General features: G+C 68.3%; 16 protein-coding genes, 1 pseudogene and 1 riboswitch. Of the genes and pseudogenes, 5 read left to right on the forward strand and 12 right to left on the reverse strand.

Annotated elements, in window-relative coordinates; translation table 11 throughout:
• Position 1: 1 nt before the first annotated feature.
• The 7 genes from ACWIHY_RS23425 to ACWIHY_RS23455 all read right to left on the reverse strand — a co-directional run bounded on the left by ACWIHY_RS23425 (position 2) and on the right by ACWIHY_RS23455 (position 7,626).
• The gene (locus ACWIHY_RS23425; protein ID WP_454377614.1) at positions 2-781 is read right to left on the reverse strand and encodes a phytanoyl-CoA dioxygenase family protein; all 780 of its coding nucleotides are present in this window, start codon (positions 779-781) and stop codon (positions 2-4) included.
• A gap of 61 nt (positions 782-842) precedes the next feature.
• Positions 843-1,877, reverse strand: a complete 1,035-nt coding sequence (locus tag ACWIHY_RS23430; RefSeq protein WP_454377615.1) for a pyridoxal-phosphate dependent enzyme — start codon at positions 1,875-1,877, stop codon at positions 843-845.
• Between the two features lie 15 nt (positions 1,878-1,892).
• Positions 1,893-2,660, reverse strand: coding sequence for a methyltransferase (locus ACWIHY_RS23435; RefSeq protein ID WP_454377616.1), 768 nt, complete (start codon positions 2,658-2,660; stop codon positions 1,893-1,895).
• A gap of 40 nt (positions 2,661-2,700) precedes the next feature.
• Positions 2,701-4,269 (reverse strand): ABC transporter ATP-binding protein, encoded by a 1,569-nt coding sequence (locus ACWIHY_RS23440; protein WP_454377617.1) that lies wholly within the window; start codon positions 4,267-4,269, stop codon positions 2,701-2,703.
• Complete coding sequence (locus ACWIHY_RS23445) at positions 4,266-5,123, reverse strand: ABC transporter permease (protein WP_454377618.1); 858 nt, start codon at positions 5,121-5,123, stop codon at positions 4,266-4,268. Before ACWIHY_RS23445 ends, ACWIHY_RS23440 begins: the two co-directional genes overlap by 4 nt.
• Positions 5,120-6,082, reverse strand: coding sequence for an ABC transporter permease (locus tag ACWIHY_RS23450; protein ID WP_454377619.1), 963 nt, complete (start codon positions 6,080-6,082; stop codon positions 5,120-5,122). Before ACWIHY_RS23450 ends, ACWIHY_RS23445 begins: the two co-directional genes overlap by 4 nt.
• Entirely contained in the window at positions 6,070-7,626 is a 1,557-nt protein-coding gene (locus tag ACWIHY_RS23455) for an ABC transporter substrate-binding protein (protein ID WP_454377620.1), read from the reverse strand. The genes ACWIHY_RS23450 and ACWIHY_RS23455 overlap by 13 nt, the downstream gene beginning before the upstream one ends.
• A 158-nt stretch (positions 7,627-7,784) precedes the next feature.
• A riboswitch (cobalamin riboswitch) is annotated at positions 7,785-7,979 on the forward strand.
• Between the two features lie 223 nt (positions 7,980-8,202).
• Between ACWIHY_RS23455 and ACWIHY_RS23460 the strand changes: the two genes are divergently transcribed.
• Entirely contained in the window at positions 8,203-9,393 is a 1,191-nt protein-coding gene (locus ACWIHY_RS23460) for a cytochrome P450 family protein (protein ID WP_454377621.1), read from the forward strand.
• 163 nt (positions 9,394-9,556) lie between these two features.
• On the opposite strand, the gene ACWIHY_RS23465 is transcribed toward ACWIHY_RS23460, so the two are convergent.
• The 3 genes and pseudogenes from ACWIHY_RS23465 to ACWIHY_RS23475 all read right to left on the reverse strand — a co-directional run bounded on the left by ACWIHY_RS23465 (position 9,557) and on the right by ACWIHY_RS23475 (position 12,215).
• On the reverse strand, positions 9,557-10,795 hold the full coding sequence (locus ACWIHY_RS23465; RefSeq protein WP_454377622.1) for an SUKH-4 family immunity protein: 1,239 nt from the start codon (positions 10,793-10,795) through the stop codon (positions 9,557-9,559).
• An 848-nt stretch (positions 10,796-11,643) separates the two neighbouring features.
• Positions 11,644-11,943: pseudogene (locus ACWIHY_RS23470) on the reverse strand (glycosyltransferase family 2 protein); the annotation flags it as partial.
• Positions 11,944-12,077: 134 nt separating this feature from the next.
• Positions 12,078-12,215 (reverse strand): hypothetical protein, encoded by a 138-nt coding sequence (locus ACWIHY_RS23475; protein ID WP_454377623.1) that lies wholly within the window; start codon positions 12,213-12,215, stop codon positions 12,078-12,080.
• Positions 12,216-12,435: 220 nt separating this feature from the next.
• Here ACWIHY_RS23475 and ACWIHY_RS23480 point away from each other — a divergent pair, with 220 nt between their 5' ends.
• Entirely contained in the window at positions 12,436-12,864 is a 429-nt protein-coding gene (locus ACWIHY_RS23480; protein WP_454377624.1) for a class I SAM-dependent methyltransferase, read from the forward strand.
• A 51-nt stretch (positions 12,865-12,915) separates the two neighbouring features.
• Here the strand turns inward: ACWIHY_RS23480 and ACWIHY_RS23485 are convergent, their stop codons facing one another.
• A complete protein-coding gene (locus ACWIHY_RS23485) occupies positions 12,916-13,890 on the reverse strand; it encodes a glycosyltransferase family 2 protein (protein WP_454377625.1) in 975 nt (324 codons plus the stop codon).
• A gap of 128 nt (positions 13,891-14,018) precedes the next feature.
• Here ACWIHY_RS23485 and ACWIHY_RS23490 point away from each other — a divergent pair, with 128 nt between their 5' ends.
• Together ACWIHY_RS23490 and ACWIHY_RS23495 are read left to right on the forward strand one after the other, a co-directional pair.
• Entirely contained in the window at positions 14,019-14,456 is a 438-nt protein-coding gene (locus tag ACWIHY_RS23490; RefSeq protein WP_454377626.1) for a GtrA family protein, read from the forward strand.
• A 646-nt stretch (positions 14,457-15,102) separates the two neighbouring features.
• Positions 15,103-16,170 carry a hypothetical protein gene (locus tag ACWIHY_RS23495; protein WP_454377627.1) on the forward strand — a complete coding sequence of 356 codons (1,068 nt, stop codon included), beginning with the start codon at positions 15,103-15,105 and terminating at the stop codon, positions 16,168-16,170.
• 323 nt (positions 16,171-16,493) lie between these two features.
• On the opposite strand, the gene ACWIHY_RS23500 is transcribed toward ACWIHY_RS23495, so the two are convergent.
• Positions 16,494-17,444: a hypothetical protein gene (locus tag ACWIHY_RS23500; RefSeq protein WP_454377628.1), complete on the reverse strand. Its 951-nt coding sequence runs from the start codon at positions 17,442-17,444 to the stop codon at positions 16,494-16,496.
• A gap of 728 nt (positions 17,445-18,172) precedes the next feature.
• Between ACWIHY_RS23500 and ACWIHY_RS23505 the strand changes: the two genes are divergently transcribed.
• The gene (locus tag ACWIHY_RS23505; protein WP_454377629.1) at positions 18,173-19,789 is read left to right on the forward strand and encodes a DUF6056 family protein; all 1,617 of its coding nucleotides are present in this window, start codon (positions 18,173-18,175) and stop codon (positions 19,787-19,789) included.
• The last annotated feature ends 15 nt before the right edge of the window (positions 19,790-19,804 follow it).

The following is a 19,804-nucleotide window of genomic DNA, read 5'->3' on the forward strand; positions in this document are numbered from 1 at the left end:
GTCAGGGAAGGTCGGCGAGCCGCTCCGCCCGGTAGGCGAGCCCCGCGAGTCCGGGCCGCCCGGCGGGCTGGAAGCACAGCAGCAGAGAACGCCGGTCCCGTGCCGTCCGGTTGGGGCCGGAGCGGTGCACGATGAGCCCCGGGAACATCAGGACCGAGCCGGCCGGTGCCTCGACGGTCACCGCGTCGCTCACATCGGTGCGTGCGGAGTCCGCCAGCAGGCCGGTGGGTTCCGACCGGTCCCGGGGCGCGGGCCCGGCCAGGTGGCTGCCCGGCACGATCTCCAGGGCTCCGTTGTCGGCCGTGACATCGTCGAGGAAGATCATCGCGGTGGCGACGTCCTGGGCGTCGGGTCCCGCGCAGCAGTACCAGTACGGGTGGTCCTGGTGCCAGCGGAACTCCGAACCTACGTCGGCCCGCTTGAAGTTGAGCTTGGAGGTGAACGGGCCGAGCCGCTTGCTCTTCACGATCCGGCGCATGGGAGCGGTGATCCGTTCCTCTGTCCACAGGCTGTCCAGTGCCGGGTGCAGGTGCGTCACCGGCGCGAGGCTGCGTACCGCGGGCGGACGGGCGTCCGGCTCCCAGTGGACGGTGGTGCCGTCCACCGCCTCCAGCCGGTGCCCGTCCGGCCACACGGTGACGTCGGCCGCCCCTTCCCGTGCCTTCTTCGTCACGCGCGCGAGCACGGCTTCCGCCGCCTCGCCCAGAGCCGCCGTTTCGGAGGCGTCGAGGAGGCGTGGCAGGAGAACGAAACCGCGTGAGAGCTGCTCGTCGAAGGACATGACGGGACACCTTCCGGTGAAAGACGTACGAAGGGGGATCGGCCGACCCCGGCAGGCGACGCTAGGCCCTCTCGGGTACCAGCACAGGAGTGCCACGCAGCAGCGCGCTGCCGGCCGGCGGCCAGTCCATCGCCGACCACGGGTGCCGCAGCTCGTCCCGCGCCGTGACCTCGTGGGGCCGCATCGATCCGAGACCGACGGCGTCGGCGTGGTTGGCGTAGGCGCTGTCCACGTACCGGTGCCCGGTGTCGGCGGCGAGGAAGACGTACGTCCTGTCGGTGTCGCGCTCCCGCTCCCACAGCGTGGCGAGGTACGCGGCGCCCGCCGACAGGCCGGCGAAGATGCCGCTGGCCCGCAGGAGTTCGACGGCGCCCGACATGGCGTAGTCGAAGTTCACCCAGTGGATGCGGTCGTACAGATCGTGCCGCACGTTCTGGAACGGGATGGAGCTGCCGATACCCGCGATGATCATGTCCGGGTCGGAGACGTGCTCGGCGCCGAAGGTGACGCTGCCGAACGGCTGCACCCCGACGAGCGTCACGTCCCGGCCCGCCTCACGCAGGTACGTGGCGATGGCGCCGGTGGAGGCCCCGGTGCCGACGCCCCCGACGAGCGACAGCGGGCCCTCCGGGACCTCCTTGCGGATCAGGTCCGCGACGTCGCGGTAGCCGAGGTAGTGAATGGAGTCGTGGTACTGCCGCATCCAGTGGTAGTGCGGGTTCTCGCGCAGCAGTGCGCCGATCCGCTCGACGCGCAGGTTCTGGTCCAGGCGCAGGTTCTTGGACGGGCGGACCTGCTCCAGGGTGGCTCCAAGGATGTCCAACTGGACGCGGAGGGTACGGTCCACGGTGGTCGAGCCGACGATGTGGCAGTTGAGTCCGTAGCGGTGGCAGGCCAGGGCGAGCGCGTGGGCGTAGATGCCGCTGGAGCTGTCGACGAGGGTGTCACCCGGCTTGATCTGCCCGGTCTCCAGCAGGTGGCGTACGGCGCCGAGTGCCGAGTACAGCTTCATCGTCTCGAAGCGCAGACAGATCGCCCCCGGCGGGACGGCCACGACGTCCGGTTCCTTGACGGCCTCGGCTATGTGCTCGTGCATGTCATTTCCTCCCGTTCAGGCGGCGTCGCGGCGGATGAGTTTGAACAGGTACGCCTGGCAGCCGTCGCCCTCCCACGTCTGGCGGTGCAGGATCTCGGGCCGGAATCCGGCGTCCATCCCGTAGCCGACGATCCGCTTGAGTTCGGCGGTGTTGGACACGATCAGGTAGATCTCGCCCTCCGGTGCGAGCAGGTCGCGGGTGACGATCTGGTCGAAGAAGCGCGTGACGATCTCGGCGCCCACGCAGACGTTGCGGACCACGGTCGGGTCGTCACTGGTCCGTGCGCTGACGGCGGGCGGGTTGAAGGTGATGACGTCCAGCCGGGCGGAGCCGGGGAACTCCTCGAAGAGGTTGGACACCAGGGGCCGGAATACGGTGTCCGGCCGGTCCCCGACGATGCGCCGGTAGTGGTCGGCGGCCGTCGCCACGCTGTCCGGGTGGACGTCGGCCGCGTAGATTTCCCGCGCCCCGAGCGTGCCGGCGACGACGGCCTCGACCCCGAGGCCGACGCCCATGGCCGCGTACGACCTGCCCTTGACGGGGATCGTGCCGTCCAGCAACCGGTCGTGGACGATGCGGCTGGTGTCACCCGGCTTGAAGACTCCCGGCGGCAGCGTGAACGCCCAGCCGTTGTAGTCGTACGCCCGCGTGGTGTGGATGTCGGACTTCGCGCTGTTGATCGCGAGAATCTCCTCCTTGGGCAGCGTCTCGGGCAGGGACTCCAGCAGGGCACGGGCGTCGTCCCGTGACGCCGCGGTGCCGGCTGTGGGCCGGTCGGTCATGTGTCCTCCGTGGTCGGGGTGTTGGTGGAAGCTCGTGGTGTCAGGAAGCGGACACGGTCGGCGCGGTCAGATCCGTGGCCGTCAGGGCCGTACCGAGATCCATGGCGCGTACGAGACGCCGGGTGAGGGTGGCCCGTGGCTCCCGCAGCACCTGCACGGGTGCGCCGGATTCGACGATGTGGCCGCCGTCGACGACGACGATGTGGTGCGCGACGGCGGCGAGGAGTTCGAAGTCGTGGCTCACCCAGAGGAGCGCGGTGCCCTGCTCCTCGCGGAGCCGGGCGAGTTCGGCGAGGGCCGCTTCGGTGGCGGCCGGGTCCAGGGCCGTGGTGATCTCGTCGCAGACCAGGACGTCGGGAGCCGCGATGACGGCCCGCGCCAGCGCCGCCCGCTGCAACTCGCCGCCGGACAGACCACCGGCGCGCCGTCCGACGGTCGCCTCGTCCAGTCCCAACCGGCCCAGCAGCCGGTGCGCCTCATCCAGTGCTTCGGCGGGCGCGCCGCCGCGCAGCCGTACGGCGGTACGGGCCACCTGCTCGACCACCGCGTGCCGCTCGTCGAAGGAGGCGCGGACCTCCTGCCAGACGTACTGCACGCGCCGCTTCTGCTCGATGGTGCGCCGCCGCAGGACGGGAAGCGCCACGCCGTCCAGCAGCACTTGGCCGCGCCGGCGTTCGTGCAGCCCGGCTACACAGCGGGCCAGGGTCGTCTTGCCGCTGCCGGACAGCCCGGCCACACCGACGCACCCCCCGGCGGACAGGTGCAGGCCCACATCGTGCAGCACCGGGCCGCGGCCGCGGCTGTGCAGGTGCGCGGAGAGGTCGCGCACCTCCAGGACGGGGGACCGGCCGGAGTCGTGGGGCGTGTGGCGGACGGTGGTCACCTCGGGGCGGGCGGGCAGGGCCCCGGCGGGCGAACCCGAGGCCACCGCCCGCCCGCGCCGCAGGACGACCACATGGTCGGCGAGCGCCCGCACCAGGTCGTGGTCGTGACTGAGCAGCAGGAGCGCGAGCCCGTCGCGCACGAGGGCCGCCAGCTCTTCCGCCAGCTGCATCCGGGCCACCGTGTCCAGGCCGGTGCTCGGCTCGTCCAGGACGAGGACGCGAGGTCGGCACACCAGGGTCTGCGCGAGCGCTACGCGCTGGCGCTGCCCGCCCGAGAACTGGTGGGGGAAGCGCCGCTCGACGTCCCGCCCCGGGGGGAGCTGGGCGCTCCGGAGCGCCTCGGACACCGCCGTCGCCGGTGCGGAGTCCGGACGGTGCAGACGCGCCAGCTCGGCGAGGACGGCGCCGGTACGGCGGGCCGGGTTGAGCGCGCTCCCCGGGTGCTGGGGCATGTAGGCGATGACACGCCCGGGCAGCGAAGCGGCCTGTGCGGTCACCCCGGCCGCGTCCACGGCCGTGACGCCGTCGGCGGTGACCCGGCCGCTCAGCCGCACTCCCGGCCCCGCCTCGCCCAGCAGGGAAAGGGCGGCGGTCGTCTTGCCGCTGCCGGACGGGCCGACGAGCGCGGTCACGCGCCCCTCGTACAGGTCGAAGTCGACCGCGTCGAGGAGCACCGCCTCCCCGGCGCGTGCGGTCAGTCCTCGGACGGTGACGAGCGGGGTCATCGGACGGCCTCCTGCGTACGTCGGCGGGAGCGGCCCAGCAGGCGGTCGGCGACCAGGTTGAGCCCCACGGTGAACATGACGAGCATCGCGGCGGGCGCAAGCACCGCCCACGGCTGGAGCAGCAGTCCCTCACTGCCGCGCGAGATGCTCACCGCCCAGTCGGGCGCGGTCGGGTCCAGCCCGAGCCCCAGGAAGTTGGCCGAACCCACCAGGAAGACGGCGAGGGTGATGCGGGTGCCGATGTCGGCGGCGACCGGGGTGATGACGGAGCGGGCGATGTGGTCGAGCTGGATGCGGATCCGGGACTCGCCCTGGAGACGCAGGGCCTCGGTGACGGGGCTGCTCGCCGCGTCCAGCGCCGCCGCCCTCACGAGCCGCGCCACCGGCGGGACGTTGACGGCCGCGACCGCGAGGGCGATGGCCAGGGGGGAGCCGCGCCAGCCGACCGCGATCACGCTGATCACCAGCAGGGTCGGCAGCGGCAGCAGCACGTCGAGGGGGCGGATGAGCAGCTCGTCCGCCCACCGGCGGCGTGCCGAGGCCGCCAGCAGACCCACGATCCCCCCGACGAGGTAGGCGATCGCGACCGCGCCGAGCGCCATGCCCAGCGCGCTGCGCCCCCCGTGCAGCAGGAGAGCCAGTACGTCCCGGCCCAGCCCGTCGGTCCCGAGGGGGTGTTGGGCATCGCTTGTGGCGTACGGGGCGGACACCCCGGAGGCGGGCGCGTCGGCGAAGAGCGGCCCGAGGACGGCGACACCCAGGGGCAGCGCGAGGAGCACGGTACCCAGCGGCGCCGCCGGCAGGGTGATCCTGCCGTACCCCGGCCGAGAGCCAGGTCGCTTCAGAACCTTCACCGAAGGACCTCCGTCCGTGGTACGAGGCGATGGGAGAGCAGGTCGGCGGCGAGGCTGAACAGCAGGGCCGCTGCCGCGACCACCAGGGCCAGGCCCTGCACGGTGGGTACGTCCCGCGCCTCCACCGCCCGCACCAGGGCGGTGGCGACGCCGGGGATGGCGAAGACCGCCTCGACGATCAGTACGCCGCCGACCAGGTTGTCGCCGACGCGGGCCAGTTCCTGGATGCCGGGAACCGCCGCGTTCGGCAGGACGTGGCGCAGCAGCAGCGCCCGGCGCGGCACGCCCAGGCGGCGGGCCTGGGCGACGTAACCGGCCTGGAGCACCATCACCATGCCCGCCCGAACCTGCCGGGAGAGCAGGCAGATCATGCGGGCGGCCACCACGGTGACCGGCAGGACGAGCAGCGCCGGCTGTACGAGCAGGTCCGCCGCACCGACGCCGACCCAGGTGGCGGGCAGCCACCCGAGCTTGAGCGACAGCCCGGTCACGAGCAGCAAGGCCAGCACGAAGTCCGGTACGGCGTTGAGCGCCAGGGTCGCCGAGGTCACGACCCGGTCCAGGCGGCCGCCCTCGCGCAGGCCGCAGGCGATGCCGAGGGTGACGGCGAGCGGAACCACCACGGCGAGCGTGACCGCCGCGAGCACCAGCGTGGTGCCGACCGTCTCGGTCAGGATGTCCAGCACCGGGCCGCCGCTCACCAGCGACGTGCCCAGATCACCGGTGAGGATCCCCGAAGCCCAGTCGGTGAACCGTTCCAGCGGCGGCCGGTCCAGTTGGAGCTGCTCGCGCAGCGCCTCCACCTGCTCGGCGCCGGCGTCCTCGTTGTTGCGGACATCGGCCGCGTCGCCCGGCAGCAGTGAGGTCAGCAGGAAGACCAGCACGGCGAGCAGGGCGATTTGGACCACACCGAGCGCGAGGCGCTGGCAGGCGTACCGGCGCATCGTCAGGCCAGCCACACTTTGTCGAAGCGAGCCGAGCCCAGGGTGTTGGGCGGAGCCGCCTCCATGCCCCGGACCCGCGACGAGACACCGTTCAGCCAGTCCGGGTGGCCCCAGATCAGAAGGCCGCCCTCGTCGTGGACGGTGCGCTGCAACTGGCCGTACAGCTTGCCGCGTTCACCCGCGTCGGTCGTGGACTGGGCCTTGGCGAAGGTGGCGTCGAAGTCCTTGCGGCGCCAGCCGGAGGCGTTGAACGCCGACTTCGTGAGCAGCCGGTCGTTGATGTAGTTGGGGATCGTCATCGCGCCGGAGCGGTGACTGCCCATCACGCCCTTGGCGAGCTGGTCCTTGAAGTACGTCTCCGACGCACCGGTGGTGACCTTCACCCGCAGGCCGGCGTCGGCGGCCTGCTCGGCGAAGAGGGTCGCCGCCTCCACGAAGCCGGTGGCCACCGAGGAGGTGTAGATCGACAGGGTCTTGTTCAGCACGCCGGCCTTCTTCAGCAGCGAGCGCGCCTCCTCGACGTCCCGCGTACGCTGCGGGATGTCCTCGGGGTAGTACTGGTACCCCTTGCCGAACATGTCGTTGCCGACCACGCCCTGGCCTGCCAGGACGACCTGCACGAGCTTCTCGCGGTCGGCGAGCAGCTTGAACGCCCGTGTGACGTCGGGGTTGTTGAAGGGCTCCTGGTCACACTTCATCACGATGGCGTGGGCCGTGCTGCCCTTCGCCGCCAGGATCCGCACCGACTTGTCGGCCTGTACGGTCCGGGCGAAGGTCGGGGTCATCTCGTAGCCGAACTCCGCCTCCCCGGCCCGCAGGGCGTTGCCCCGGGCGTCGGTGTCGGCGGACAGGATCCTCAGCTCGTCGACGTACGCGCCGCCGTCCCAGTGGTCGTCGAACCGTTCGGCGACGAAGGCGCGCCCGGCCCGGAAGGACTTCAGCGTGAACGCCCCGGTCCCCACGGGCTTGGCCGTGTCGGCGTAACGGGAGCTGACGACGGCTGTGCCCAGCGTGCCGAGCAGGGCGGGGAACTCGGCGCTGGGCTGCTTCAGCGCGACCTCCACGACGTTCTTCCCGGCGCTCCGGCTCTTCTTGAGGTCGATGACGGAGAGCAGGCTCTGCCCGTAGTGCGTTATCGCCTTCGGGTCGAGGATGCGGCCGAAGGTGAATAGCACGTCCTCGGGAGTCAGCGGCTTCCCGTCGTGGAACAGCGCGTCGCGCAGGGTGAACCGCCACACCGTCGCGTCGTTGTTGGACTCCCACTTCCGGGCAAGGCGGGGCACCGGCGCCATGGTGGCGTCCAGGTCCACGAGCCGGTCGAAGAGGGCCTTGGTGCGGGCCATGTCGATAGCGAGGGCCTCCGCGTGCGGATCGATGGTCTCCTGCTCGCCGCCGCCGGGGAACAGCGCCCGGAATCGGCCACCGCGCTGCGGCTTCGCCTTGTCGCCCGCCGCCGGGCCGCCGCTGCCGCTACCGGAGCCGCACCCGGTGAGCACCAGGGCGCCGGCGGCGGCACCGGTGAGGGCGAGGAATTCTCGGCGGTTGTGAAAGATCGACATGCTGCTCCCAGAGGATCACGTGGAGTGGACCCCCGCACCGCGGCCGCGCAGGACGGTGGGCGGACGGGTGGGGGGCGTGAGCAGCATCGACTATTTGAAAATGATTGTCAACATCGTCTGATGATCCGTCGACCGTGTGATCATCCGTCGACGCCTGTGGTGGCTTGCGCAAGCCCAGTCGTACTCCGTACGCGTGTACGCGAGTCAGGGATTCCGGGGCGAACCCGGAACTGACGCGCAGGGTGAGGGTGACGGGCGTGGCAGCAAGGCCACTGGGCCGGACTGACGGCCCGGGAAGGCGCCTCGCCCGGATGACCCCGAGTCCGAAGACCTGCTGGCATGTTCCGTACGAACGGCCCCCGCGCATGGGCCCTCGACGGGCATTGCCGTGCCGACGCGCCCCACACCTTCGTTCGCCCTGCTCGCGTGCGGAGCCCTCCTGTTGACCGGGTGCGGCTCCTTCGCCGGGTCCCCTTCGCGGTGTTCACCAGGCCATGCGCGGCATCGCCCGACTCCCCAACCTCGCCCTCACCGGATCACTCACCACCCGTACGGGACAACCTCTAGGGTGAACTTATGGATCTCCAGGCCGAGCTCATCGACCAACCGTATGACGTCTACCAGCGCCTGCGCGAAAGGGCGCCGGTGCATCGGATCACGGGGACAGACGGCAACCCCGCCTGGCTCATCACACGGTACGACGACGTACGCACGGCCCTGGCAGATTCACGACTCTCCCTGGATAAGAGGCATGCGGCCGAAGGGAGTTACCGAGGGCTGTCCCTGCCCCCGGCCCTCGATGCCAACCTGCTCAACATGGACCCCCCCGACCACACTCGCATCCGCGGTCTAGTAGCCCGCGCCTTCACCGCGCGCCGCGTCGAGCAGCTCCGCTTGCCGATACGAGAGACTGCCGACGGACTCCTCGACGCCCTTGGACCGCACGGAACCACGGACCTCATCGCTTCCTACGCTGCACCTCTGCCGATCATCGTGATCTGCGACCTCCTGGGCGTCCCCGAGGAGCACCGTCGGGACTTCCGTGCCTGGACTGACGCTCTCGTCGTCCCGGATCCGGCCCGCCCGCAGGCTGCCAAGGAAGCCGTAGCGGCCATGCTCGGCTTTTTCCTCGAGCTGGTCGCGCACAAGCGCCGGCGCCCCGGTGCCGACTTGCTCTCCGATTTGATCGCAGTGCGTGATGCGGACGGCGACCGCCTCAGCGAGGACGAGTTGCTCTCACTCGCGTTCCTCATCCTATTCGCCGGCTACGAGAACACAGTCCAGCTCATCGGCAACACGGTGTTCACGCTCCTGCGCCACGCGGATCAGCTCGACATGCTGCGGAAGGATCCGTCCCAGCTGCGTATGGCCGTCGAGGAAGCCGTCCGCTACGAAGGACCTGTCCTGCTCGCCATCCGACGCTTCCCGACCGCAGATGTGACCATTGGAGGCGTCACCATCCCCGCCGGCGAGACGGTCCTGCTGTCCCTGTCCTCAGCCAACCGCGACCCGGACCGCTTCTCCAACCCGGACCTTTTCGACCTCCACCGCGACACCACAGGCCACGTCGCCCTCGGCCATGGCATCCACTGCTGCCTGGGCGCACCATTGGCCCGAGCGGAAACGGAGATCGCCCTGGCCGCACTCCTCGACCACTTCGAGACGCTCGCCCTTGCCGACGCGAACCCTTGCTGGCGCCCCTCCTTGAGAGCGCGGGGACTTACGGAGCTGCCGGTGCGGTACGGGCGAGCAGGCGTCTCCTCCTGAGCTTGGGCTCTCGCGCGTGCCGCCGAGCCGGCCCACGAACGGCGCGGGCCGCATGCAATCGCATGCGGCCCGCGTGCGCCACGTCGCCCCCCATGAGCCGGGGGCGCGGTCCGTCGCTGAACTTTGACCTTACTTGTCTGCTCCTGGTCACGCATGGAAGGCGCTAGAAGCCATCCACGCCCAGTTCGGTAATGCCTGCGTAGAGCCAGCTCCACACCATGCCGCTGTGCGTCTTCGGATCGAACAGCCCCGGGGCCAGCTCATCCATCTCATCCAGAAACACTTGCGCCACTGCCTCCTGGTCCTTCTCCACCGGATAGGGGTGCCAGCAGGCGTTGCTGTAGCGGTAGACGGCCTCAAGAATGCGAGTGAAGACATCGAGGTCCGGTGCGAGCGACACCAGCACCCGGTCCGTCGGCCCGTCCAGTCGGCTCCAGATGTGCACGGACCCGTCGTGGCGGTGCAGGTACAGCTCGCCGTAGTCGCACGCGCCGAAGGTGATCAGGTCCGCAGCGGCCACACCACTGGGCAGGCCGCCCTCGGGCAGGGCGCCGTCGGCCGGCGGTCGCATGGCGTCGGCAGAATGGGCTTGAAACTCGGCCCCGTGGCACACCCACCACTCGGGCAAGCCGATGTCCCGCAAGTGCCTTCTACTTCCCGGGTGCTCGAGCCCCCCGGGCAGTTCACTCTCGGGTACGCGAACCACGTGCCGCTCCCCAAAGGCGTCATCGACCCGGGCCGCGCTGAGCGGACCCGTCGGCCGCCGCTGCACCGGTTCGGGGCCGGGCCGTGGCTGTTCCGAGGACGTGGGGTCGATCCCGCCGCGCGGCCAGTCCCGTAGCACCTCTGCGTCTGTCTCGAGCACTGCTATGCCGTGCGTACTCTCGACGAGATGGCGGGTCCTGCCGCCCTCGGCGGCGAACGCGACGGCGCCTTCCCAGCTCTCCGGTGCGCTCAGTTCCCAGTTGTTCAACTGGGGCGCATCAAGCACCTCCGGGGACCGGGGCGCTTGTGCCGGTGTTCCTTCGTCCCGGACCTTCACCCTCCGGCCCGTCTCCGCATCGAGCCAAAGCGGGCCGCGCTGGTCGACCACCTCGACGAGCTTCCGCCCCTCGTGCAGGCGGCGGTGGACCTGGTAGTAGTCGCCATTCAGGCTCGGGTGGGCCATGAACCAATTGGCGGGCCGCCACCACGCCCACACTGTTCGCCACGGCATCCCCGACTCGGCCGTCGCGATCCGCTCGGCGTACCCCTCGTGGCCGGTCGCCTTCGCCGCGAAGTGCAGCCAGGAGGCGAACTCGGCGGGCTCCACGTCCGCGTCACCGAAGATCGCTTCGGCCTGCAAGAAGACCTCTCGCCCCACGCTCTCCGCGCCATTCGCAGCGGCGATGTGGTCGCGCACCGCCGCGCGATCAGCGGCCAACAGCCGTGCGGGCTCAGCCAGTATGTCGTCAAGCTGCTCACTCATGCGGCCATCCTGTCACCCACCGCCGACACTCATCACGTGGGAGCGGCGGCTCGCGGCGGTGCATGACGCTATGGCCCTGCGCGGCCCGGGCAGGGCCACCTACAGGCCGCCGGGGATCGGACCGGTTCGAGGATGGACTCCTGCATTTTCGCGAAGCGGAGTGGTGACGAAAGCAGACTCCCAGTCTGGGATCCGGTCCAAACCACCCACAGCAGCGATCCTGCCCAGGCGCACCTCTGCAGGGAATCCCCCTGCCCGTTCGCGGGGTCCCCACCCGCGTAAGGCCGTAGCGCCGCAGGGCAGCGAATTTCGTCGCTGGCTCAGAGCAGTTACAAGCGAGCGGGGCAGGGGGCCCCGGGCGGGGTGAAGGGGATGGGGCCGGCCGGATTCGAACCGGTGTCCGCCCACATGCGGTGAAGGCGCGACAACTCCGCCGCGACAACGAATCCGTTGAGCATCCGCCACCCCACCCACCGAGCCAGGCCCCAACGGGTCGAAGAGCTCCTTGACACTCGGGCCGTCGCCGAGGCCGGGTGGCGTCGGTTTCAGCTGTGCGTCGACTGCGTGGAAAGCGACGCATCGACACTCTGACGCCCGGCTTCCCGCTGTGCCCTGTTCCCGCATGCCGGGGGCGGGGCCGCTGCCGTGCGCACTCCGCCCGTCGGGCGGACGAACATCCCGGCCTTGCCTGCCCACACCAGCATGCCCCCCGATTCAGCCGCCCGACGGCCGCCAACGGCTTCTGCCGCGCCCCGGGTCGCGGTGCTTGCCCCGACCCAGGCCACCAGCAGCCCGTCGTCATCCAGTTCGATGACAACGTCGACGTCGCCGAACTCGGCGAGCTTGGCCAGCGCGTCGTTACGGCCGCCGGGGCAGCCGAGATTCTCCTCCAACTCGATGACACAGACCTCACCCGGCAGCGGCAGCGCCGTGCAGCCGGGCAGCACCGCGTCATTGCCGACGATCACAATCCGCGCCAGGGCAACGTCCCGCATGGCCACCGACTCCAGCAGCGCACCGACCTCTTCAGGCCGGTGGTCCGTGGTCACGATCGCGAAACCCCCACAGCAGGCACTTTCCATCATCGTGGCCGACGGTGTCCGCGAGCGTACCGGTTCACCACCGTTTCCCCACGCGTCCATGCCTCGTTCGAAGGAGCACCCGATGCCGCCCGTGACCCGCCTCCTACTGGGCGACTTCGTCCAGGGGGCGATGATCACGTCGGGACTGGGTCTGATACCGGACCTGCTGCCAGAGCCGCTGCGAGTTCGAAGCGGTCCGGACTTGCGTCGAGCGTGAAGCGGCCGAAGAAGCCGACCTGCAGATCGATGAAGAGGACCTGCACCTGGTGCACATCGTTCACCTTCCCGACGCCGGCAGTAGGCAGCGGCCCTTGCAGGTGTTCTTTGCTGCGACGCGTTGAACGGGCGAGCCCGAGCTGCGGGAGCCCGACCGCTGCACCGAGTGGCACTGGTGGCCGATGAGCGCCCTCCTCGACCAGCTGGTCGAGTACCCCCGGACAGCCCTGGAGGGCATCACTCGAGGCAACGCATACACGCGGATGGCTGGCAGTCGTGAGGCCCGCGCCCCGTGCCGACGGCGCCAGGACCGCCGAGTCCTATTGGGACCCGGTGAGGCGAGCCGGCCACCGCTACCGCCGCTTCGACCAGAACGAAGCCGAGCATCTGTGCCAGCAGGCCGGCCCGGGCCGCGGGCCACCGGCGCTCGACGCCGAATGCGGCGGGGGAGACCTCGCACAGCACCTTGATGGCCTCGGGTTCCAAGTCACCGGAGTCGACTGCGCCCCGGCCGCTCTGGCCACTGGCCGACTTCGCTCCCCACACCTCGACCTGCGCCAGATGGACTTCGAGCCCGACGATCTGTCGCTGCTGCCGCATACGGCCTGCGCGCTCGCGACCTGCCGACTGGTCTACCGGTGGTACCCGACAGGCCGGCCTTCCTCGCTCGCGTACGCCACCTCTGACGTGGCGGGCCTCCTCTGACGCCCTGGTGCCCAGTCGCTGGCTGAGGAGGACGGGCGTCTGCCCCGCCGCTCACGGCTCCCGGGCCGTAACAGGGCTGACGCCGGTGTCCTCATCGTGCGGCACAGTCCTTGGTGCGGGGTAGGCGAGGTGTATGAGCCGGGACTGCTCCCGCCGCATGTGCATGACGGCAGCGAGGACGTAACCCAAGAGCTGGACGAGGGCCGCAAGGGTCATCATCGTGGCCGCGAGGACCGCAGTGGGCAGCCGCGGAACCGTTCCTGTGCGGAGAAAGTCGATGACGACAGGGGCACCGAGAATGATCGCGACCAATGCGATCAGGCCCGCGATAGTTGAGTGAAAGAGCGAGGGCCGTTCGCGGCGAGCGAGGTTGAGGATGAGGCCCAGGATGCGCCAGCCGTCGCGGTATGTGCGGAGCTTACTTTCGCTTCCGGCCGGGCGGCCCTTGTAGTCGACCGCGATCTCTGCCGTGGGGAGCCGGAGGCTGAGCGCGTGGACCGTCATCTCGGTCTCGATCTCGAATTCGCGGGAGAGGGCGGGGAAGGACTTGACGAAGCGCCGGGAGAAAACGCGGTAACCGCTGAGCATGTCGGTCACATCGCGCCCGAAAAGCGTCTGCACGGCCCAGGTGAACAGCTTGTTCCCGGTGGAGTGTCCGGCACGGTAGGCGTCACCGTCGGACTGGTGGCGGGTGCCGACGACTTGATCGTATGGTCCACTGAACAACAGGTTGACCATCTCACGGGCACGAGCGGCGTCGTACGTGTCGTCACCGTCGATGACGAGCATGGCGTCGGCGTCGAGATCGGCGAAGGCTCGCCGCACGACGTTGCCCTTGCCTTTGTGCGGTTCTTCCCGGATGATCGCGCCCGCCTCGCGGGCGACTGTCACGGTGCGGTCGGTCGAGTTGTTGTCGTAGACGTAGATGTCGGCCTCAGGAAGCGCCGCCCTCAGATCACGCACCACCTTGCCCACGGCCGCTTCCTCGTTGTGGCACGGTACGACGCAGGCGATGGTCGGGCGCACGGGCTCTCCTCGGATGCATGGGCTCCTGTCCATGTTGCGCTAGCAAGATGTTCAGACATGTACGGGCGCGCCGCGATCTGACCCTTATTCTCGCTCTTGTGCTGTTTTTTGTGTCTTTGACTCTGCGCATGCGCGATGCCATCAGCGGCATCTGGCGCGAAGTCGCCAAGTTCGGGACCGTCGGCGTTCTCGCCTTCGTATTGGACAATGGTGGCTACACACTGCTGGTCTTCGGGCTTCCGGGGGTTGGCGGTGGCCCGATGCGGGGCGCGGCCGTACAGGCATCGGTGCTGGCTGCGGTCGTCGCGACACTCTTCAGCTGGGTCGCGAACCGCTACTGGACTTATCGGGAGCGGCATCGCAAGAATGTGGTCGGCGAGCTCGTTTTGTTCACCCTCGTGAACCTCGTGGGTGTCGCCATCATGGCGGGGGCGGTGTTCCTGTCCAGGGAGCTGCTTGGGTTTGACTCGGCTCTCAGCGACAATGCCGCCCGCATCTCCGGCTGGGCAGTCGCCACGCTGGTCCGCTTCTTCACCTATCGGCGGTACGTTTTCGTCGCCGCTTGAGCTGGACTCGCTTACGTCGAAGCCCAGCACGTGTCCGGTTGTCTGCGCTGTTAGCATCCCGACTCATGGGACAAATCGGTCGGATCCTGTATGGGAGGCGATGGATCTGGGGTCTGGCAATCATCGCCGCGGCATGCTGCCTGGCCACGACGTGGGTATTCGCACCCGGATACCTGAGCTATGACTCGCTCTTCCAGCTCGAACAGGCAACAGGCACGGAACCCCTGAGCGACTGGCACCCACCCATCATGAGCCTCGTATGGCGTGGGCTCATCGCAGCGACCGGCACGCTCGCGTCCATGGCTGTCCTGCAGGCCGTCATCCTTTGGGGGGCGCTGTGGGTGATCGCTTGTGTCGTCCATGAAGCCACGGCCAGCCGTTCGGGGGCTCTGGCCATCCTGGGTCTCGGACTGCTCCCGTACGTACTCACCTTTGTCGGAGTGGTATGGAAGGACGTCCACATGGCGTTCGCCCTCCTTGGAACCACCGCGATCGCGCTCACCGGGCTGCGCCTGCATGTGGGGCGTCCCCGCCTGCGGTGGGCCCTCTTCGCGCTCGGTGCGCTCTTCATGATCTATGCCATCCTGGTCCGCAAGAACGCAGTGTTCGCCGCAATCCCAGTCTTTGTGATGCTCGTTCGCGCCCTATGGCCAGGCCTGGACGCCGGATCTGGATCACCACCACAGCGGCCCTGCTCCTCGGGCTGGTCGCGACCACGGCCACCATCTCGCTGGCCGCCCAGCCGGCAAAGACGCATCAGATCTCACAGATCATGCTCGACGACCTGCTGCACGTCCTGGATGTCGAGGAACTGCAGTCGGCGGCCGTGACGCCGGATCTGCGGGATCGTCTGGTGGCCGGAGCGAAGGAGTGCAGGCGCGTCAATTCATTGTCGGACTCGTACTGGTCCTGCTACGGAGGTGGAGAGCACGGGCCGTTCACGGCAGTCGCCCATCCGGACGAGATCACATCCTTGTGGCTGAGCGAGATGACCAGCCACATTCCGGGCTATGTCCAGTACCGTCTGCAACTCTTCTCAGAGTTCCTCTTCGAACCGCGCTACCAGTACCACCCCGGGATCAGCCCCAACGAGCAGGGACTCCAGCTCTCGCACCCCGGCTTGGGGAAGGCGCTCCAGACCTACGTCGACGGCGCGGCCCGGGATCTGCCGGTTCTCTTCGCGGGATCGTTCTGGCTCACCGTCGCAACTATCCTGGCCATCCGCCCCGGCAGCGGGACATTCGCTATGCCGGTCCGGGCCCTGGGGATCAGTGCGGCAATCTACGTGCTCGGTTACCTTCCCATTCTGCCGGTGACCAACTACCGGTACATGTACTGGTCGGCAATCGCTTGCACCCTTGGTCTCCTTCTCCGCTGGCTCAGTCGTGGCAGGTCCGGCACCAGCGCAGTACCAACCTCGGCTGACCCGTCACGGCAACCCGCGCCACGCGCCACCGGGGGACTGCAGCCTCCACGCCCCCAAGTGAAGGCGCTTGGACCGGCAGCCGGTAGGGGACCGGCGATGCCCGCATCCTGCGCGTCCTCCACGACGACTTCGCACCACAGCTCCAGCAGGGCCACAGCTGTGGTCGGGAGACGCTTGGACCCGTCGGCAGGGGGCCGGAGGTTTTCACCAAGCTGCAGCGCAGCCTGCTCTTCGACTCAGCGCAGCCGAACGCCTCGCCAACCAATCGAATGGGAACCGATGAACTAGTCGGGATCGGGGTCATCTTGATCGGCGACGCGAAGAGCCTCTATCGCCCCGCCAACGATTCCCAGCACGATCACTATGATGATCAGTACAAGAGTGAGAACCATCGCGCTTCACTCCTAGTTCCAGAAACTCAGAGCGTTGGCGAAGAATCACAGATCCGGCACAGCGTGATGCCGTTCCGTACGGCATCGATAGTCACATCACGACTTGTGCCACACGCGCAAAACGAACCCATACAAGTCTATCATCTGAACCACAAGTCCGCGCGACACACGAGGCCCCGGGCGGAGATGCCGGGGCCTTCATTGCTCATGGATGGTCCTTCAGTCGTTGTCGTCCTCGACGCGCCTGAACAAGTCCTCTTCAGGAATGTCGAGCAGAGGGCGACCATGTTTTCCACCCAGGTATGACGCTGCCCAGGCCGATACGCGAGCGTTCACAGCCTGAGCATTGAGGCCACCGGCCAAAAGCTCAGCCGGCCCCTCCAAGACAAGGTGGCACATGGAGCAGTTCATAGCTACCGCCGTGAACTGGGCGCGTTCCCCCGTGCGCTGGATTTCTGACGACAAGTAGGCCGTACAGGCACACGCGGGGCAGCTCTCCCGCGTAAACACGTTGGTTCTGACGCGGCCGGGCCCTTCCATGCGCATGAGCGCGTACTCGAAGTACTTGGCCCCATCGCCCTGGGCCCGCTCCATTAATCGGCCTGGTAGTCCAGCGAACCGGTCTTCAAAGACGTGCTTGGCCTGCCGGATGCGCACTTGCACGTCTCGATAGATTTCACTGCGCTTGTCATCCAACGCGAGACGGGCCGCGGTGGTCCAGCGTTCCCAGAAAGCGTTCAGCGGGCCGCCCAGGTCCGTCAGCAGAGTTTCCGCGGCCTGCGCCAGCGTCGGCAGCAGAGCCTTGGCCTGATGTCCGGACGCGCTGTGAGCCACACCGTTTCGTAGATCAATGAGCAGGTCCAACTGCCGATCAGGGGTGAGGACGTCGAGCATCCTCACGCGGGCGATGGCTTCGGCGGCACCGATCGTCCGGACCTTGCCCGCTGCCCGGTGGCCGCCGAGATGGAAGAGCATCTCGGCGCTGCCCCGCATCTCGACGATATACATCGGATTCTTCGACACCAGCACTGCCTTGGCGAGCTTCTCCACGGCCACACCAGCATGCAGGGCGAACTCGTCATACTCGCCTCGTCCATGGTCCGCCATAGCACGGTGAGCGGCCTTCTTCGCACCCTGAAAGAAGCTCTCGAACGAGAGGGATTCGTCCATACGGGGACGGTAGCCGCCGCTGTGGTGCAGGGGCGACCGGATTGAAGAACCCAGCCCGTGCGTTTTCGGTGGCATCAGTCCTCGAGAAACGCCTCGCCTGTCGCCAGCCATGAGGCGTGGCCGCACTGGCCGGGAAGGCGCTGCCGAGATGTGCTCGTGTCGATGGCGTCAGACCAGTCCTGCCGATCGCTGCTCGGCGAGCCTGAGAGTGATCTTGAGGGCACTCCAGCCAATCGTCGCCAGCATCTGGAGGCAAACGTCGAGAGCCAGACCCTGGCGGACCTGGAGCCGATCTTCGCGGAGTCTGCGACCACTGGGCTGACGCCTCACCCGCTCCCCGGGCGTGGGTCGCGATGCTGTCGTAGTCCGCGCACTTGGCCACGCACGCCTCACACTGCCAGGGCTCAGGAGTCGCAAGAAGGCTCGTACTGGGGCAGGTGGTCCGGGCCCATTCCGCGCCGGCTGCTGGGAATCCCAGCTTCGCCTGTCAGGCACCGCAACCCAAGCCAGAGGTCTCGTTGCTCCTCCTTTCGGGTGACAAAGATGTTCTGCACTTGGGAGAGGAGACCGTGGAGGTGGTCGAGGTGCACCATAAGTAACTTCTAGGCCCCTTGCTCCGTAGCACTTGTCGCCCCTCTACGCAGCGGGCAAGGGGCGTCGCGTGTCACGGCGTCGCCATCACGTGTGTCCGGGCGCGACCGCCCCCTCTCCCCCCGATAGAGCGTGGAATGTTGCCGCTTCCCATTCCGCCCAAGCAGCGGAAGTCACTGATCCTCGCTTCCCTGGTACTCGCGGTGGCGACAGGCAGCCTGCTGGCAGTAGGCAGCTTTCTCGGGCTCAGCGTGCGATTCACATCGGATGACTGGTGCGCAGCTTGGAAAACCCGGGACCTGGGGATCCTTGGCATCACCGAAGAGTTCTACGAAAACCAGAACGGGCGCATCACCAATGCTCTTGTCACTGGAACCGTGTATATAGACGGGCTGTCAGGGCCGAAGCTCCTTCCGCTTTTTCTTGTACTCGCCCTCCTCGCGGCGCTTACTCTTCTTGCGCGCGAAGTTTTTCATCTGTTCAGCTGGGACGTGCCGCTTTCGGTGGTCGTCGCGGCCGCCACCGTCTTGGTGGTGTTGCTCTTCTTTGCCGGCCCGAGCGGTTACCAGGCTCTGCTCTGGGCGCCCGCGACAATCTCGCACACTCTGCCGAGTGTGCTGGCGGTGTGGGGTGTGCTCGTCGCCTTCTCAGCTGCCCGGCGCGACAGCCCGGTCGGAAAGCGGCTGGCGCTCGTCTTCGCAATGGTGCTGGGCGGCGCCATCGGCACCCTGAGCGAGCCCTTCACCGTCGTGAGCGGGTTGTTTGTAGGCGCCGCTGCGGTGATCCTGCTGTTCAGGTTGCGATCTGTCAGAGACTGGTTTCCACCCGCTTGGTGCCTCATGTGGTGTGCTGGCCTGACGAGTGGCTTCGTGCTGCTCTACACCTCTCCCGGCGCGGCATGGCGTCGCACGCAGCAGCCACAGCAAAGGTCCCCGTTGTCATCGACCGAGTTGAAGGTGACGGCTTACGACTGGCTGCACATCTGGGAGAATGTCGTTGCCCAGTCGGCGTACCTCGCCGCATGGGCAGTCGGTCTGATGATCGGACTCGCTGCGGTCGATCAGTGGCGTCCCGCCGCACAGAAGACGACCCGGCCCGCTACGCAGGGATCGAGCGCTGGGTCGGGCGGTAGCCGCCGCCGTCGTTGGCTGCTCGCCCTGCTCCCCGTCCTGCTGCTGGGGGCCTGCTCCTTCGCTGTGGCATTCGGTTTGCGAACAGGTTACGGCCCGACGGGTTGGACCTACGGCCGCGCCTGGACGAATTTCCTTTTCCCGATGCTGCTCCTGCTGTGTGCGTACGGCGTACTAGCCGGCAGGGCGATCGTCAGGCGGCGGTTGTTCAGCCGCCTCATCCGCCCGACATTCACGATCGCAGCCGTCGCGAGCCTGTGGGCCGTGGCCGGTCTGGTCCCCATCGTGCAGAGCATGGCGAAGGACACGGTGATTCGTTCGGTGGAGTGGGACCGACAGGATCTTCTGGTGCGCAAAGAGGTGGCGAGCGGCTCGCAGGCCGTTACCTACCGCCCCCTCCACATCGGCGGTCTCGCCGAGCCGTACATGACCACGAACTACGCCAGGGACTGGGTCGCGCAGTGCGTGTCGCGTTATTACAACGTCGAACGCATTCGAAGGCCCGCATCGCAGCCAGTCGCAGGGGGCACTGCGCTGTCGGCGGCCAGGCAGGAGCCGACGGGCCGTCTCAGGTGGCTGCCGCGTGGGGAGCCTGCTGGAATTGGCATTCAGTCGGCGAATTGAGTGGAATGAGAAGCC

It is taken from the genome of Streptomyces sp. NPDC055287, assembly GCF_053646035.1.

What these genes read in the sequence shown, in the direction of transcription:
- ACWIHY_RS23425 (WP_454377614.1), bottom strand. Translation starts at nt 781, where the DNA reads ATGTCCTTCGACGAGCAGCTCTCACGCGGTTTCGTTCTCCTGCCACGC.
- ACWIHY_RS23430 (WP_454377615.1), bottom strand. Translation starts at nt 1,877, where the DNA reads ATGCACGAGCACATAGCCGAGGCCGTCAAGGAACCGGACGTCGTGGCC.
- ACWIHY_RS23435 (WP_454377616.1), bottom strand. Translation starts at nt 2,660, where the DNA reads ATGACCGACCGGCCCACAGCCGGCACCGCGGCGTCACGGGACGACGCC.
- ACWIHY_RS23440 (WP_454377617.1), bottom strand. Translation starts at nt 4,269, where the DNA reads ATGACCCCGCTCGTCACCGTCCGAGGACTGACCGCACGCGCCGGGGAG.
- ACWIHY_RS23455 (WP_454377620.1), bottom strand. Translation starts at nt 7,626, where the DNA reads ATGTCGATCTTTCACAACCGCCGAGAATTCCTCGCCCTCACCGGTGCC.
- ACWIHY_RS23460 (WP_454377621.1), top strand. Translation starts at nt 8,203, where the DNA reads ATGGATCTCCAGGCCGAGCTCATCGACCAACCGTATGACGTCTACCAG.
- ACWIHY_RS23490 (WP_454377626.1), top strand. Translation starts at nt 14,019, where the DNA reads ATGCGCGATGCCATCAGCGGCATCTGGCGCGAAGTCGCCAAGTTCGGG.
- ACWIHY_RS23495 (WP_454377627.1), top strand. Translation starts at nt 15,103, where the DNA reads ATGGCCAGGCCTGGACGCCGGATCTGGATCACCACCACAGCGGCCCTG.
- ACWIHY_RS23500 (WP_454377628.1), bottom strand. Translation starts at nt 17,444, where the DNA reads ATGGACGAATCCCTCTCGTTCGAGAGCTTCTTTCAGGGTGCGAAGAAG.
- ACWIHY_RS23505 (WP_454377629.1), top strand. Translation starts at nt 18,173, where the DNA reads ATGTTGCCGCTTCCCATTCCGCCCAAGCAGCGGAAGTCACTGATCCTC.